The 13,782-nt window shown below is 38.0% G+C and carries 14 protein-coding genes; 4 read left to right on the top strand and 10 right to left on the bottom strand.

The window, feature by feature from the left end:
- Positions 1-10: 10 nt before the first annotated feature.
- Positions 11-988: a polyprenyl synthetase family protein gene (locus ACH2AZ_RS04160; protein WP_394906783.1), complete on the bottom strand. Its 978-nt coding sequence runs from the start codon at positions 986-988 to the stop codon at positions 11-13.
- Positions 989-1,090: 102 nt separating this feature from the next.
- On the opposite strand from ACH2AZ_RS04160, the gene ACH2AZ_RS04155 reads away from it, so the two are divergent.
- The 3 genes from ACH2AZ_RS04155 (at position 1,091) to ACH2AZ_RS04145 (ending at position 4,676) form a co-directional block, all read left to right on the top strand.
- The gene (locus ACH2AZ_RS04155) at positions 1,091-1,966 is read left to right on the top strand and encodes a choice-of-anchor J domain-containing protein (protein WP_394906782.1); all 876 of its coding nucleotides are present in this window, start codon (positions 1,091-1,093) and stop codon (positions 1,964-1,966) included.
- Between the two features lie 148 nt (positions 1,967-2,114).
- Positions 2,115-3,038: a T9SS type A sorting domain-containing protein gene (locus tag ACH2AZ_RS04150; RefSeq protein ID WP_394906781.1), complete on the top strand. Its 924-nt coding sequence runs from the start codon at positions 2,115-2,117 to the stop codon at positions 3,036-3,038.
- A gap of 231 nt (positions 3,039-3,269) precedes the next feature.
- On the top strand, positions 3,270-4,676 hold the full coding sequence (locus ACH2AZ_RS04145) for a T9SS type A sorting domain-containing protein (protein ID WP_394906780.1): 1,407 nt from the start codon (positions 3,270-3,272) through the stop codon (positions 4,674-4,676).
- A gap of 51 nt (positions 4,677-4,727) precedes the next feature.
- Here ACH2AZ_RS04145 and rlmN read toward each other — a convergent pair whose 3' ends face one another.
- The 8 genes from rlmN to ACH2AZ_RS04105 form a co-directional block, all read right to left on the bottom strand.
- Positions 4,728-5,774, bottom strand: coding sequence for a 23S rRNA (adenine(2503)-C(2))-methyltransferase RlmN (rlmN, locus tag ACH2AZ_RS04140; RefSeq protein WP_394906779.1), 1,047 nt, complete (start codon positions 5,772-5,774; stop codon positions 4,728-4,730).
- Positions 5,775-5,865: 91 nt separating this feature from the next.
- Positions 5,866-6,915 (bottom strand): tRNA preQ1(34) S-adenosylmethionine ribosyltransferase-isomerase QueA, encoded by a 1,050-nt coding sequence (gene queA, locus ACH2AZ_RS04135; RefSeq protein WP_147861498.1) that lies wholly within the window; start codon positions 6,913-6,915, stop codon positions 5,866-5,868.
- Between the two features lie 492 nt (positions 6,916-7,407).
- Positions 7,408-8,622: a 3-phosphoshikimate 1-carboxyvinyltransferase gene (locus tag ACH2AZ_RS04130; RefSeq protein WP_394906778.1), complete on the bottom strand. Its 1,215-nt coding sequence runs from the start codon at positions 8,620-8,622 to the stop codon at positions 7,408-7,410.
- Complete coding sequence (locus tag ACH2AZ_RS04125) at positions 8,619-8,885, bottom strand: hypothetical protein (RefSeq protein WP_394906777.1); 267 nt, start codon at positions 8,883-8,885, stop codon at positions 8,619-8,621. The genes ACH2AZ_RS04130 and ACH2AZ_RS04125 overlap by 4 nt, the downstream gene beginning before the upstream one ends.
- Positions 8,882-9,211 (bottom strand): nucleotide pyrophosphohydrolase, encoded by a 330-nt coding sequence (locus tag ACH2AZ_RS04120; protein ID WP_394906776.1) that lies wholly within the window; start codon positions 9,209-9,211, stop codon positions 8,882-8,884. The genes ACH2AZ_RS04125 and ACH2AZ_RS04120 overlap by 4 nt, the downstream gene beginning before the upstream one ends.
- Positions 9,212-9,661 (bottom strand): D-aminoacyl-tRNA deacylase, encoded by a 450-nt coding sequence (dtd, locus tag ACH2AZ_RS04115; protein ID WP_394906775.1) that lies wholly within the window; start codon positions 9,659-9,661, stop codon positions 9,212-9,214.
- A gap of 3 nt (positions 9,662-9,664) precedes the next feature.
- A complete protein-coding gene (gene rsgA, locus ACH2AZ_RS04110) occupies positions 9,665-10,618 on the bottom strand; it encodes a ribosome small subunit-dependent GTPase A (RefSeq protein ID WP_379048798.1) in 954 nt (317 codons plus the stop codon).
- An 11-nt stretch (positions 10,619-10,629) separates the two neighbouring features.
- On the bottom strand, positions 10,630-11,739 hold the full coding sequence (locus tag ACH2AZ_RS04105; RefSeq protein WP_394907037.1) for a chorismate mutase: 1,110 nt from the start codon (positions 11,737-11,739) through the stop codon (positions 10,630-10,632).
- A gap of 121 nt (positions 11,740-11,860) precedes the next feature.
- Between ACH2AZ_RS04105 and gldA the strand changes: the two genes are divergently transcribed.
- Positions 11,861-12,757 carry a gliding motility-associated ABC transporter ATP-binding subunit GldA gene (gldA, locus tag ACH2AZ_RS04100; RefSeq protein WP_394906774.1) on the top strand — a complete coding sequence of 299 codons (897 nt, stop codon included), beginning with the start codon at positions 11,861-11,863 and terminating at the stop codon, positions 12,755-12,757.
- Between the two features lie 350 nt (positions 12,758-13,107).
- On the opposite strand, the gene ACH2AZ_RS04095 is transcribed toward gldA, so the two are convergent.
- A partial coding sequence (locus tag ACH2AZ_RS04095) for a T9SS type B sorting domain-containing protein (RefSeq protein ID WP_394906773.1) occupies positions 13,108-13,782 on the bottom strand: 675 nt, incomplete at its 5' end.

Below are 13,782 nucleotides of genomic sequence, written 5' to 3'. Positions count from 1 at the left end.
CACAAAAAAATTATTTTTTTCTTTCTATCACATAGTTTACCATCAAAAGCAATGAGGATTTGTAGGGCGAATCGGGATAATTTTCTAATATTTTAAGTGCACGCGAATGGTAAGATTTCATCACTTTTACCGCGTAATCCAATCCGCCTTGAGCTTTCACAAAAGCAATAACCTCTTTTACCCTTTTGCGGTCTTTATTATGATTTTTGATGGAGTTTATCAGCCAGTTTTTCTCTTTGGGCGAAGCTTGATTAAGAGCATAAATCAACGGAAGTGTCATTTTTTGCTCCTTAATATCTATACCGGTGGGTTTACCTATTTTTTCTTGCCCATAATCAAACAGGTCATCTTTTATTTGAAAGGCCATACCAATGAGTTCGCCAAATTCGCGCATAGCTTCAACGTGTGGCGAATCGGGTTTTACAGCGGCCGCCCCTATGCTACAACAAGCTGCAATAAGCGTGGCTGTTTTCTGTCTTATAATTTCGTAGTAAACCTCCTCTGTAATATCAAGTTTCCGCGCTTTTTCAATTTGCAGCAACTCTCCTTCGCTCATCTCCCGCACCGCTACCGAAATAATTTTAAGCAAATCAAAATCTTCATTATCTATAGACAATAGCAAACCTTTTGATAACAAAAAGTCGCCTACTAAGACAGCTATTTTATTTTTCCATAATGCATTAAGTGAGAAAAAACCGCGTCGCCGGTTAGAATCATCTACTACGTCATCGTGCACCAAGGTTGCGGTATGAATAAGCTCAATAACCGATGCCCCTCGATAGGTGCGGTCGTTTACTTCGCCTTTTGCAACCATTTTAGCGACTAAAAAAACAAACATAGGGCGCATTTGCTTTCCTTTTCTGTTTACAACATAGTAGGTGATCTTATTAAGTAAAGCTACTCGCGAAGACATAAACAGTCTAAACTTATCTTCAAACAAGCGCATTTCGTGCTCAATGGGCTGTTTTATCTGGGCTATAATCTTCATAGAAGACAAAGGTACAGATCTTATAAATTAAAAATGTGTTAATTTATAAGCAAAACCATAAAATTTTTATTAACTTAGGTTATCAACTTAAAAACATGAATTATGAAAAAAATTACTCTAAGCCTTGCAGCTCTTGCTGCTGCTTTTACAATGCAAGCGCAAACCACCTTGTTTGAAGATGATTTTGATTCCTATACTGACTTCGCCATCACCAATGTAGGCAATTGGACGCTTACTGATGTTGATCAACAAATTACTTATGGTTTCACTGGTGTTACCTTTCAAAATGCAGGTGATCCAATGGCCTTTATAGTATTTAATAGTACGGCAACCACTCCACCAATAACGCCTACCGCCGATGCGGATTGGGACGCAAGAAGTGGCACAAAGGCTATGACCTCTTTTGCGTCTCAAAACCAGCCTAATAACGACTGGATGATTACACCAGCTATTACTTTAGGAGCCAATGGCAATGAATTAACCTTTTATGCAAAAGCTGCAGATAACACATTTTCTAACGAAGTTTTTGATGTAGCAATTTCAACAACAGATACGCAAACTTCTAGCTTTACCACGCTATTAGCAAATCAAGTACCTACTGCCCTTACTTGGCAAAAATTTACAGTTAATCTAGATAATTACGCCGGGCAAACGGTTTATTTAGCTATAAACCATAAAGGGAATGATCAATTTGGATTTCAAGTAGATGATTTTAAAGTAGTCGAAGGAGCCTTAAGTACTGATGATAAAGAATTTGAAAATTTCAATTATTTTGTATCTAACAATATTTTAAATCTAAATGCCAAAACAAACATCGAGCAGGCAAAAGTGTTTAACATTTTAGGTCAGCAGGTTATTACTAAAAACCTAGCGGCTCAAAATGCCGAGATCGATTTAAATAATTTAAATGACGGCGTGTACTTGGTACAAGTAAGCATTGAAGGTCAATTAAAATCTTTTAAAGTGATTAAAAAATAATTTTTACTCCTTTAATTAAGAAGATGAGGCTGTTACTGAGTAATAGCCTCATTTATTTTACACCTCTTTTACATCAATTCTAAATTAATTTTTGGATACTCACTATATTTTATGTAAATTCACGGCTTAATTTAGTAAACTTAACCTTATGAAAAAAATTACTTTAACTTTTGCTGCCTTAGTAGCAGCGTTCACAATGCAAGCGCAAACAACTGTTTCTTTTGAAACTAGCGAAGGTTTTACCGCTGGCTCAACTATCGATAGCCAAAATTCTTGGGTTGTTCAAGACCCTTTAGACCCTCAGTTTACTGTAGATAACACTATGGCTTCAGACGGTACAAACTCCTTAAAAGCCACTGCAACGAATCAACAGTACCAAGATAATGATGGTAATTTAGTTCCTGTAGGTGCTATAAGCCCTGTAAATGTGATCAATGACTCGAAAGTAGAGGTTTCTTTTGATCTTTATGTAGAGTCTCCACCAGCAGGCGGTAATGCTTCTGATGTTAGAATTTCTCCGCAGTCACCTTCTCAAGGTCAAGTTACGGCAGTAGTAAAATTTGATTATCAAAACAATGTTCAAGTTGTAGATAATGCAGGAGGCAGTAATGCTTGGCAACAAGCTTCAACTTATGCTTTCGATACTTGGTATAATTTTAAAATGGAGTTTGATTTTACCAATAGTGAAATTAAATATTACTTAGATAACACTTTAGTATATACAGGAAACGTTTGGGCGGCAACTAATATTGAGAACTTTTATATTGCTTTTGACAATTACGAAAATGGCTTCTATTTTGATAATTTAGTTGTAGATACGACTTTAGGTACAGAGGTTCAAGAAAAAGTAAACTTCAAGCATTTTGTTGATGCCAATGCGGTACTAAACATCAATGCAGAAAATGCAATGAACAATGTAGCGGTATTTAACCTTTTAGGTCAAGAGGTAATCAATCAAAACGTAGAGGCTAAAGATGCTCAAATCAACTTGAATAGCTTAAACGCTGGCGTATACTTAGTACAAGTAAACATCAACGGTCAAAAAGAAAGCTTTAAAGTGATTAAGAAGTAATTTACGCTTAACACTAATAGTTTAAAGGCTGCCTTTTAGGTAGCCTTTTTTTATGCATTATAAAATGATTTTTATGGGTGTTTTTTTTTAAAGCCCCACTTGTAGTCAGGTATTTGGATTAGATAAATTATATAGAACAACAACTCTATCTTATTTTTAATTTACAAACAATTATTTTTTTTATGATAAGATTTAAGTATATTCACAAAACAATTGTTAAAACAAATTATCATGAAAAAAATTACCTTACTACTCATGCTTTTTACCGGTTGGCTGTATGCTCAGTCTGACTGTAACAATGCGCAAAGTATCACCTTAAACTTTAATGCTTCCCTTACTGTGAATGCAGCAGGAGTTTCGGGAACAGCTACCACCACTACTTGTAACCCTGCTTATTACACCGCCTCCGACATTACCAGTAGCGGTTGGTATACCTTTACACCAACTCAAGACCAAACCATTACCGTAACTTCACCTGCACCTGCTTCGGTAAGCAGCACAGATTATTTCCCTTCTTTTAGTGTTTATGACGGTAGCTGTACAAGCTTAAATTGTCTCGGAGGTAGCTTGGTAACCACCCCAGACGGTGGAGCAACCTTAAACGACCCAACCGTATCTTTTGTTGCTTATGCCAACACTACCTATTATATAGCATTTGATAATTATTATGCTAATGCCGGTTTAGGAAGCACCAACGCGTTTACTTTTGATGTGGTGAGTTCATCTACAGTGGCCACATTACCCGACGCCGTTACTACGCCCTCTCCAGCCGATGGCGCTACACAAGTAGGCGTAAGTATGAATCCTCAAAATCAACCACAAGTAGGTTTTTCTTGGGTTGCTGCTACAACAGGAGGTACACCCGATGAATATGAATTTTACTTAAGTGACCCAACCGCTACAGATCCTACACAGCTTAACTTGCTTGGTTCAACACCAAACACTTCGGTAAACGTAACCGGCATTCAAGAAGGAGAAACCTATTATTGGCAAGTAGTGGCCAAGAATGCTGCAGGAACAGCGACTAACTCTGCTACCTGGTCTTTTACAACGGGTGATAGTAGCATTGCGCCAGACCCCGCCGCCAATCCAACTCCTGCAGATGGCGCCACAGGCGTAGTTTTATATACCGATAGCCAAAACCAACTTAGTGTAGATTTAACTTGGGAGGCAGCCGCAACAGGAGGTGCTCCAACACAATATGAATTTTACTTAAGCGATCCTACCGCTACAGATCCTACGCAGCTGAATATTATAGGTAATGTGAATGGTACCAGCACCACCTTAAGCAATGTAACCTACGGGACAACTTACTACTGGCGCGTTATACCTAAAAACGATGTTGGTGCTGCTGTAAATACGCCTACTTGGAGTTTCACTACAGAAGGAACTGCTGGTTTAGATCAAGCAGAGGCATTAAGCCATACTTTCTATACGCAAAACAAGCAGCTATTCATCAATACCACGCAATTATTAAAAGAAGTAAATCTTTATAACCTGCAAGGTAAGCAAATCAAAACCATTAAAGTTAATAAAGAATCGGCACAAATAGACCTTAGTCAGTTAACACCTGGTGTTTATTTTGCTCGATTAAACATGAATAACAAACAAGCAAGTTTTAAATTTATGGTCGAGTAAATCTCGCCCACCAACACCAAAAAAAAGGCTATCTAAAAAGATGGCCTTTTTTTATTTTGAAGATTTATTAGCGAGTTGCCCACAAGCAGCATCAATATCTTTACCTCGTGAACGTCTAACTGTTACCGTTATACCTGCCTGTTCTAAAGCACGCTGATAAGCTGAGGTAACTTGAGCATCGGCTTGTTGAAAAGCACCATCATCTATGGGGTTGTATTCTATGATATTCACCTTACAGGGGATGGCCTTACAAAATTCAACCAATGCAGCAATGTCTTTTGGTTTGTCATTGATGTCTTTCCAAATTAAATATTCATAGGTTACTCTCCTCTTTGTTTTCTGGTACCAATAAATTAAAGATTCTTTTAAATCTTTTAAAGGGAAACTAGCATTAAAAGGCATGATTTGCGTGCGCACTTCATCAATAGCTGAATGTAGGGAAACAGCCAAATTAAATTTTACCTCATCATCGGCTAATTTTTTTATCATCTTGGGCACACCCGAAGTAGAAACCGTAATGCGCTTTGGCGACATTCCAAGTCCTTCGGGAGAGGTTATTTTTTCTATAGAGGCCAATACATTTTTATAATTCATCAATGGCTCTCCCATACCCATATAAACAATATTAGATAAGGGTATACCATTGTACAATCGGCTTTCTTGATCTATAGCGACTACTTGATCATAAATCTCATCGGCATTCAAATTACGCATCCGCTTTAAGCGGGCTGTAGCGCAAAACTGACAATCTAGACTGCAACCAACTTGTGAAGAAACGCAAGCAGTTGTTCTAGAAAAGGTAGGAATCAGTACAGACTCTACCGTTAGACCGTCGTGTAATTTTACGGCATTTTTAATGGTGCCATCGCTACTGCGCTGCATTTCATCTACCTGTATGTGGTTGATTACAAAGTGCTCTTCTAACAATTGCCTTACCTCTTTAGAGAGGTTGGTCATCGCATCAAAATCGTGCGCCGCTTTAGACCATAACCACTCATAGACTTGATTACCCCTAAAGGCTTTTTCACCAATAGAAACAAAAAAATCTCTCAACTGCTCTTTAGTGAGCGACCGTATATCTTTTTTCTCTTTTTTCACGCTGCAAAGGTAGATTTTTATTTATGCTTACTAAAATTTAAACAAAAAAACCACACCGAAGTGTGGTTTTACTAGATTGTGTGCGTTGCAGTTATAAAATTAGCATCGCATCGCCATAACTATAAAATTTATATTTTTCTTTAATTGCTTCTTTATAGGCTTTTTCCATTAATTCGTGCCCCATAAAGGCCGAAATCATCATTAAAAGCGTTGACTTTGGCGTATGAAAATTAGTAATCATACAATTGGCAATACTAAAGTCATAAGGAGGAAAAATAAACTTGTTGGTCCATCCCTTAAACTCGTTCAAGGTACCGTTTGATGATACCGCACTTTCTAAAGAGCGCATAACGGTTGTACCAACCGCACAAACGCGACGCTTATCTTCTATGCCCTTATTCACAATTTGAGTAGTTTCTTTGGCAATCTCTGCCTCTTCACTATCCATTTTATGTTTAGACAGGTCTTCCACTTCAACAGGATTAAAAGTACCCAATCCTACGTGAAGCGTAACTTCGGCAAGATTTATCCCTTTAATTTCTAGACGTTTCAACAAATGTTTAGAAAAATGCAAGCCAGCGGTTGGGGCAGCTACTGCTCCTTCTTGCTTGGCATATATGGTTTGATAACGTTCTGCATCTTCTGGTTCTACTTCCCTTTTGATGTATTTGGGTAGCGGTGTCTCTCCTAAATCATTTAATTTTTTTCTAAACTCTTCATAAGATCCATCATATAAAAAGCGCAGGGTTCTTCCTCTAGAGGTAGTGTTATCGATAACCTCGGCCACTAAACTCTCATCTTCACCAAAATATAGTTTATTTCCTATTCTTATCTTCCTAGCAGGATCTACCAAAACATCCCATAATCGGGTTTCGGCGTTAAGCTCTCTTAATAAGAAAACCTCAATACGAGCCCCTGTTTTCTCTTTGTTTCCAAATAAACGGGCCGGAAACACTTTCGTGTTATTAAAAACCATCACATCATCGGTATCAAAATAATCGATTAGGTCTTTAAACATTTTATGCTCAATTTTTCCCGATTCTCTGTGAATTACCATCAAACGGGCTTCGTCGCGATGCTCAGAAGGGTATTCTGCTAATAACTCTTTAGGTAGTTCAAAATTGAACTGCGAAAGTTTCATTCCCATAGTATCATTTTTAAAAGAATGCAAATATACAACCTCAGACTAGGGGTTGTCAAGTAAATCGACATGTTTTTTACCTAAAATCTAGTGGGTTAGCTTTCGCGGATTCAAAGCCTGCTGTTATTTTAAATATAATGCCCCTATTACTGCTCTTGATGCCAAAACTAACAACCCTTTGAAATTGAAAAAATTGAAAACAGGGAATAAAAAAAAACAGTATATCAATAAGATTCTGAAAAAAGATAGGCTAGTACCTAACAAAAGTTGCTGTACTTTTTAAAACAACATAAAGAGCTTATTTATAAAAGTTGTACAACTCTTGAAAAAATATTGTACAATTTTTTTATAAATATTGTACAATTTTTGCCGAAATATTGTACAATATTTTTTTATAAGTCGCAGAGCAAATTATTACTTCTTAGGCAGCGTATTTATAAAAGTTGCTTATCTTTTATTTGATTTACCCCTAAGTTTATAAAAACCTGTTTTTTAATTGATTAAAAAGCCCATTTTCTTCCAATCTTTCCAAAAGCTTCGGTAAGATTTGGCTACCACTGCTTCATTCTCTATCATAAGGGGTACTTTTAATGCTAATGGTGCAAATGCCATAGCCATACGGTGATCTTGGTAGGTTTTTATAGTGGCGCTTTGCAGCGGATTTTGTTGGCGACTCAAATGTAAACTTGAGTCGGTAATACGTAAAGTCGCCCCTAAGCGCTGCATTTCATTTCTTAAAGCTTGTAGTCTATCGGTTTCTTTTATTTTTAAACTTTGCAAGCCAGATAAATCACAGCTCATACCTAAGCCCAAACAGGTAACTGCTAAGGTTTGTGCCAGGTCTGGGTTGTTGACTAAGTCTAGGCTAAGGTGGGTGGAAATTTCTTTCTCTACTCGTTGCAGTTGTAAACCTTCGGATGTTTCTTGGGTTTCGACCCCCAGTTTTTGGTACCAAGAGACTAAACGAGCATCTCCTTGTAAACTTGTTTTTTTAAATCCGTAAAGGAAACATGTTGAACCTACAGGCGCTAAAGCCAAGGCACTATAAAAATAAGAAGCCGAGCTCCAATCGGGTTCAACATTAATCTTTTGCGGTTTAAGCTGCTGGAGTTCAATCAACAATCTATTTTCTCTCACCTCTACTGCCACGCCCAATTTCGCCAACAGGTCAATAGTCATTTGTACATAGGGTTTTGAAATGAGTCCGCCCTGTAAATGCAAGTCTAACCCCATAGGAAGTTGATGCCCTACCAATAGTAAAGCCGTGATAAACTGACTGCTAATATCTGCTTTAATATTTATTTGAGTAGTTTGTTGACAAAACCCATGAATTTTAACGGGTGGGTAGCCTTTGGCACCCAGATAGGTAACTTTAGCTCCCAACTGCAGTAAGGCTTCTACCAAAGGTGCTACTGGTCGTTGCTGCATACGCTCGCTACCGGTTATAATTTTTGTAACTTTTTGTTGCGTAGCAGAATAAGCTAGTAAAAAACGCATAGCCGTACCGGCATGCCCCACATTAATATGTTTTTCTTGACTTTGCAGGGCTTTAATAAGCACTTGAGTATCGTCGCTATCCGATAGATTATCTAAAATCAAATCTGGACAAAACTGCTGAAGTATAAGCAAGCGGTTGCTAATGCTTTTAGAGCCACTAATTTTAATCTTTGCCGCTATAGGTGTTTTACTATGCTCTAGCCGTATCATTTTTTGTGCTTATCTTGTAAGATTTGCTTGCGGTAGCGTAAAAAGCTAATGATAAATCCGTAAAGTGCCCCACCCAAAAGGTTCGCGATAATAAAACGCCATTTTGTGCTACCTTGCCACTTAGCTTCTAAAAATTGATCCCAATGCATCGAATAACCAAAAGCGTAATCAATTGCATTGTACAGCAAAACAAAGGCTAGGCCGATAAAAAGCACCGATTTCCAAAAATTGGGTGCTTGTAGTATTTTTTTAAAAGAACTCATGATTTAAGTTTTTGGTTCTGATGGTGCCTATCGTGATCGCGTTTGGTTTTAAGCTCAAGCTTTTTATCGAAAGCTTCTTGCAAATTTACACCGGTTTGATTGGCCAAACAGAGTACCACAAAAACCACATCGGCTAGTTCTTCGCCTAAGTCTTTGTTCTTATCGCTTTCTTTTTCGCTTTGCTCCCCATAACGGCGGGCGATAATACGGGCCACCTCTCCTACCTCTTCGGTAAGCTGAGCCATATTGGTCAATTCATTAAAATACCGCACTCCGTGCGTTTTAATCCAATCGTCAACTGCTTTTTGTGCGTCTTGTATATTCATTTATCTGTTTTTGGTATCTATATTTAGGGTGACTGGTCCGTCATTGATTAGGCTAACTTGCATATCGGCTCCAAATATGCCGGTTGCCACCCGCTTATCAAGTTGTTTTTCTAATGCCTTTACAAATTCTTCGTAACGTGTTTTAGCCAGCTCAGGACTAGCGGCGTCAACAAAACTGGGGCGGTTGCCCTTCTTAGTATTGGCATAAAGGGTAAACTGACTTACCACCAGCGCATCACCATCAATATCGATTAGGGATCGATTCATAGGTTTATGTTCATCACGGAAAATTCTCAGTTGGGCAATTTTCTTGCTTAACCAAGCAATGTCATCTTGGGTATCATCATCACAAACCCCCAATAAAATTAACAAACCTTCTTGAATAACTCCAGCGATATGGTTATCTACCTCTACGCTAGCTTGGCTCACCCGCTGTATAGTCGCTCGCATATTTTAGTTTTTATAAATATCTACTCTATAATTCTCGTCTTCACCTTGTATCAACTGCAAGTAAGATTTATACCGCGACCAGGCAATATCGCCTTCTTCTACGGCATCTTTAACCGCACATTTGGGCTCTTCGAGATGCAGGCAATTGTGAAATTTACAATCTTTTTTACGAGCAAAAAATTCAGGAAAGTAGTGGTCTAGTTCTTCTTTTTCCATATCTACCACTCCAAAACCTTTGATTCCAGGAGTATCGATTATTTGTCCGCCTTCAGGCAAATCAAACATCTCTGCAAAGGTAGTTGTATGTTGGCCTTGCAAATGTTGGTTAGAGATTTGCGCCGTTTTTAGATCTAAGCTTGGCTCAATCGCATTGATTAAAGTAGATTTACCCACACCACTATGACCCGCTAAAAGGGTCTTTTTATCTTTAAGAAGTTCTTTTACTTTTTCAATATTTTTACCGCTAACCGCCGATGTACCTATACAAGTGTAACCAATTTCACGATACAACAAGGCCAAATACCGAATTTCATCTTTTTCATCTTCTGTATAAGCATCTATTTTATTGAACAAGATGGTGGTTGGTATTTGGTAGGCTTGTGCGGTTACTAAAAACCGATCGATAAAAGAAGTAAAGGTAGGCGGATTATTAAGCGTAACCATTAAAAAGGCTTGGTCTAAATTGGAGGCTATGATATGCGTTTGTTTAGACAAATTAACCGATTTACGTACAATATAATTTTCTCTAGGTTGTATATCTTGGATAACTCCTGTTTCTTCTTCTTTGTTTGCTTCTAATTGAAACAAAACATGATCGCCTACAGCAACTGGATTGGTACTTTTGATTCCTTTTATTCTAAATTTGCCTTTGATGCGACATTTATAAAAGTTCTCCTCTTCTTTTTCTTTGACTAGATACCAACTTCCGGTTGATTTATATACGATTCCTTCTTTCATAGGCTTTCCGCTTAATGGCTATTTGCTTGCTTTGCACTAGTAGTATGTAATATTTTTTGTTGGTGGGCTATAGACTCTTGATGTATTGCCTGAAAGAGTCTGTACACAAATTCTTCAGCTAGACCTTTATCTACACCCAAATTTATCATTTTTTGTAATATGGCCTGCCAGCGTTCTGGTTGTAAAATAGCCACATTATGCGTCTTTTTTACCGCTCCAATTTTATCGGCAATTTGCATACGATCGATAAGTATTTGAATCAGTTGTTCATCTAACTTATCAATTTGAAGGCGCAACCGTCTTAAAGATGTTTCATAATCTTGATTTGATGAACTTTTTTTTCTCACCTTTAATTCGCGGGTATAGGCCGCGAGCGTTTCTGGCGTTATTTGCTGTTTAGCATCGCTCCAGGCTTGGTCTGGATTAGGATGGGTTTCAACCATCAATCCATTATAATTTAAATCTAAGGCGGTTTGGCATAAATCAAAAATTAACTTCCTATCGCCAGCGATGTGAGAAGGATCTAAAATTAAGGGTATATCGGGGAGTTCTTGCCTTAGGTCAATAGGTATTTGCCACTCGGGTATATTTCTATACAAACTATCTTTATAGCTAGAAAAACCACGGTGAATAGCACCCAATTGCTCTATACCGGTTTTATAAAAACGTTCTAAAGCTCCTAGCCATAAACTTAAGTCTGGATTAATAGGATTTTTGACCAGAACTATTTTGTTGGTCCCTTTAAGCGCTTCGGCAATTTCTTGAACGGCAAAAGGAGAAACACTGGTACGTGCACCTATCCATAAAATATCAACTTCATGCTTTAAAGCTAGATCTACGTGAATAGGGTTGGCCACCTCGGTAGTAGTAAGCAAACCGGTTTCTCTTTTAGCTTTTAAAAGCCATTTTAAACCCAGCGCACCCACGCCTTCAAAGTTGCCAGGTCTGGTACGGGGTTTCCAAATACCGGCACGCAATACATTGGTGTCTGTGTTTTGCAATGCTTTTGCTGTGGCCAGTACTTGCTCTTCGGTTTCGGCACTACAAGGACCAGCAATTAACAATGGCCGATCTAAATTAAAAGCTTTCAACCAATCGTTCATTGCAGTATTACCAGACATTTCCTTACTCATATTTCATCTTTTTTACGAAGATACTTTATTCTCTAGTATAAATAAAAGTAGGCTTTCAATAAAATATGTAAATTTACATTCTTAAACCAATAACATAAACGAATTATTTATGGGGATTCTGGTAAAAAATCTGAGTAAATTTTATGGCCAACAACAAGCCCTCCAAGAAATTTCTTTTGAAGTTAAAAGCGGTGAGGTAATTGGTTTTTTAGGACCAAACGGGGCAGGAAAATCTACTATGATGAAAATTCTTACCGGTTATCTTCAACCTAGTACAGGCTCGGCTTTTGTAGAAGGTATAGATGTACAAGCAAATCCTATAGATGTACAAGCTTTGACCGGCTATTTACCCGAACACAATCCCTTATATGAAGATATGTATATACGGGAGTATTTATTGTTTCACGCTCGTATTCATAAATGTTCAAAACAACGTATTCAAGAAGTAATCGAACTCACGGGATTGCAACCCGAAATAGGTAAAAAAATTCAAGCGCTCTCAAAAGGTTATCGCCAACGAGTGGGAATTGCAACAGCCTTGTTGCACGATCCGAAAGTGCTGATTTTAGATGAACCCACTACAGGTTTAGATCCCAATCAATTGGTAGAAATAAGAAATCTTATCAAAAGTATTAGTGCCGATAAAACTATTTTTCTTTCCACCCATATTATGCAAGAGGTTGAAGCAATGTGCAGTCGGGTTTTGATTATGAACAAGGGCAAATTGATAATTGATAAGCCCTTAGCGGATTTACAACATGAAAAGAATCAAATTATTCAAGTGGTTTTTGATCAAAGCATTAGCGAAGATAGCTTTGCCCACCTGCCGCATTTAATATCAACCGAACAAATAGATGCTCGCTCCTACCGTTTAAAATTCGATACCGAAACGGATATGGGTGGCGAAATCTATGATTTGTCTCGAGCCAATAATTGCAAAATACTTTCTTTATCCAAAGAACAGGAGAGCCTAGAAGACTATTTTAGAAAAATAACCTCCCACTAAAATCCTGTACTATAGGTTTTTGAACCTCTATTACTAATATTTCAAATTCAAAGGCTGATTCTTTGCAACTGCTTGCCCCAGACAAATCTATTGTCTAAGTATAGATTGCTTCAAAATAACAAAATGCTTTTCCTATTGTAGTGCAAACAGCGGTTCATTTTTCCAGCTCCGCAATGATTTTATTTAATTCAATAAACCCCTAAGTAAACTATTCCAATGTTTTGAATTCATAATTAGGCAGACTCTAAACTATTTAAGGCTATCCTTTTAAGCAATAAATACTATTAAAATGGCAAAAAAAAAGGCTGCTCTATTAGGAGCAGCCTTTTCTTAATTTAGGGGTAACTTGATTATCTCTTCAAGGTAAAGTGACCTTTAAAGGTATCTATACGCTCTTCACCGGTTGGTAAAATTTGCTTGTATTCTACACTAAACCAGTAGTCATTTGATGGCATTGGCTTACCGTTAAAGGTACCGTCCCATCCTGGACCACTTGGGCTTAATTGCTTCAATAGCTTACCGTAACGGTCAAAGATAAAGATCTTAGCTCCGATATTGGCTTCTCCTAAACCGATGATATTCCAAGTGTCGTTGTAACCGTCTTCGTTAGGTGTAAAGAACTTTGGATAATCGATGAATGCGATTTCGCGTACCGTTGTTCCACAACCGTTCTTATCTCTTCCGTATACAAAATGTACTCCAGCACTTAATCCGCTAAAGGTAATGCTGCCGTCGCTGCCTACAGCGGTCCACGGACCGTTATCGATATTGAACTCATAATCGCCATTACCGCTGATGTTGATTACCTGAGCCGAGTGTTGCTCATCGAAGGCTAAAGTCAACGGAATTACATCGAACTCTGGTGGGTTACCTGCTGTAAAGCTAGCGCTTGAGCTACTCTCACAGTTAGAGAATACATCGGTTACTGTTACCGTATAGGTTCCGGCGGATGTTACCTCAATGCTTGATCCTGTTTCTGGCAATACTCCGCCATCTAATGTCCAAACAAAGCTGTAATTGATCTC

It is taken from the genome of uncultured Mesonia sp., from assembly GCA_947499595.1.
Classification (GTDB): Bacteria; Bacteroidota; Bacteroidia; order Flavobacteriales; family Flavobacteriaceae; genus Mesonia; species Mesonia sediminis.
This window is presented reverse-complemented; position numbering and strand designations above follow the sequence as displayed.

Excerpts from the sequence above, each read along its gene's own strand:
- ACH2AZ_RS04130 (WP_394906778.1), bottom strand. The coding sequence starts at position 8,622 with ATGATACGGCTAGAGCATAGTAAAACACCTATAGCGGCAAAGATTAAA.
- ACH2AZ_RS04155 (WP_394906782.1), top strand. The coding sequence starts at position 1,091 with ATGAAAAAAATTACTCTAAGCCTTGCAGCTCTTGCTGCTGCTTTTACA.
- ACH2AZ_RS04145 (WP_394906780.1), top strand. The coding sequence starts at position 3,270 with ATGAAAAAAATTACCTTACTACTCATGCTTTTTACCGGTTGGCTGTAT.
- gldA (WP_394906774.1), top strand. The coding sequence starts at position 11,861 with ATGGGGATTCTGGTAAAAAATCTGAGTAAATTTTATGGCCAACAACAA.
- ACH2AZ_RS04125 (WP_394906777.1), bottom strand. The coding sequence starts at position 8,885 with ATGAGTTCTTTTAAAAAAATACTACAAGCACCCAATTTTTGGAAATCG.
- ACH2AZ_RS04160 (WP_394906783.1), bottom strand. The coding sequence starts at position 988 with ATGAAGATTATAGCCCAGATAAAACAGCCCATTGAGCACGAAATGCGC.
- ACH2AZ_RS04120 (WP_394906776.1), bottom strand. The coding sequence starts at position 9,211 with ATGAATATACAAGACGCACAAAAAGCAGTTGACGATTGGATTAAAACG.
- ACH2AZ_RS04105 (WP_394907037.1), bottom strand. The coding sequence starts at position 11,739 with ATGTCTGGTAATACTGCAATGAACGATTGGTTGAAAGCTTTTAATTTA.
- dtd (WP_394906775.1), bottom strand. The coding sequence starts at position 9,661 with ATGCGAGCGACTATACAGCGGGTGAGCCAAGCTAGCGTAGAGGTAGAT.
- queA (WP_147861498.1), bottom strand. The coding sequence starts at position 6,915 with ATGAAACTTTCGCAGTTCAATTTTGAACTACCTAAAGAGTTATTAGCA.
- rsgA (WP_379048798.1), bottom strand. The coding sequence starts at position 10,618 with ATGAAAGAAGGAATCGTATATAAATCAACCGGAAGTTGGTATCTAGTC.
- ACH2AZ_RS04150 (WP_394906781.1), top strand. The coding sequence starts at position 2,115 with ATGAAAAAAATTACTTTAACTTTTGCTGCCTTAGTAGCAGCGTTCACA.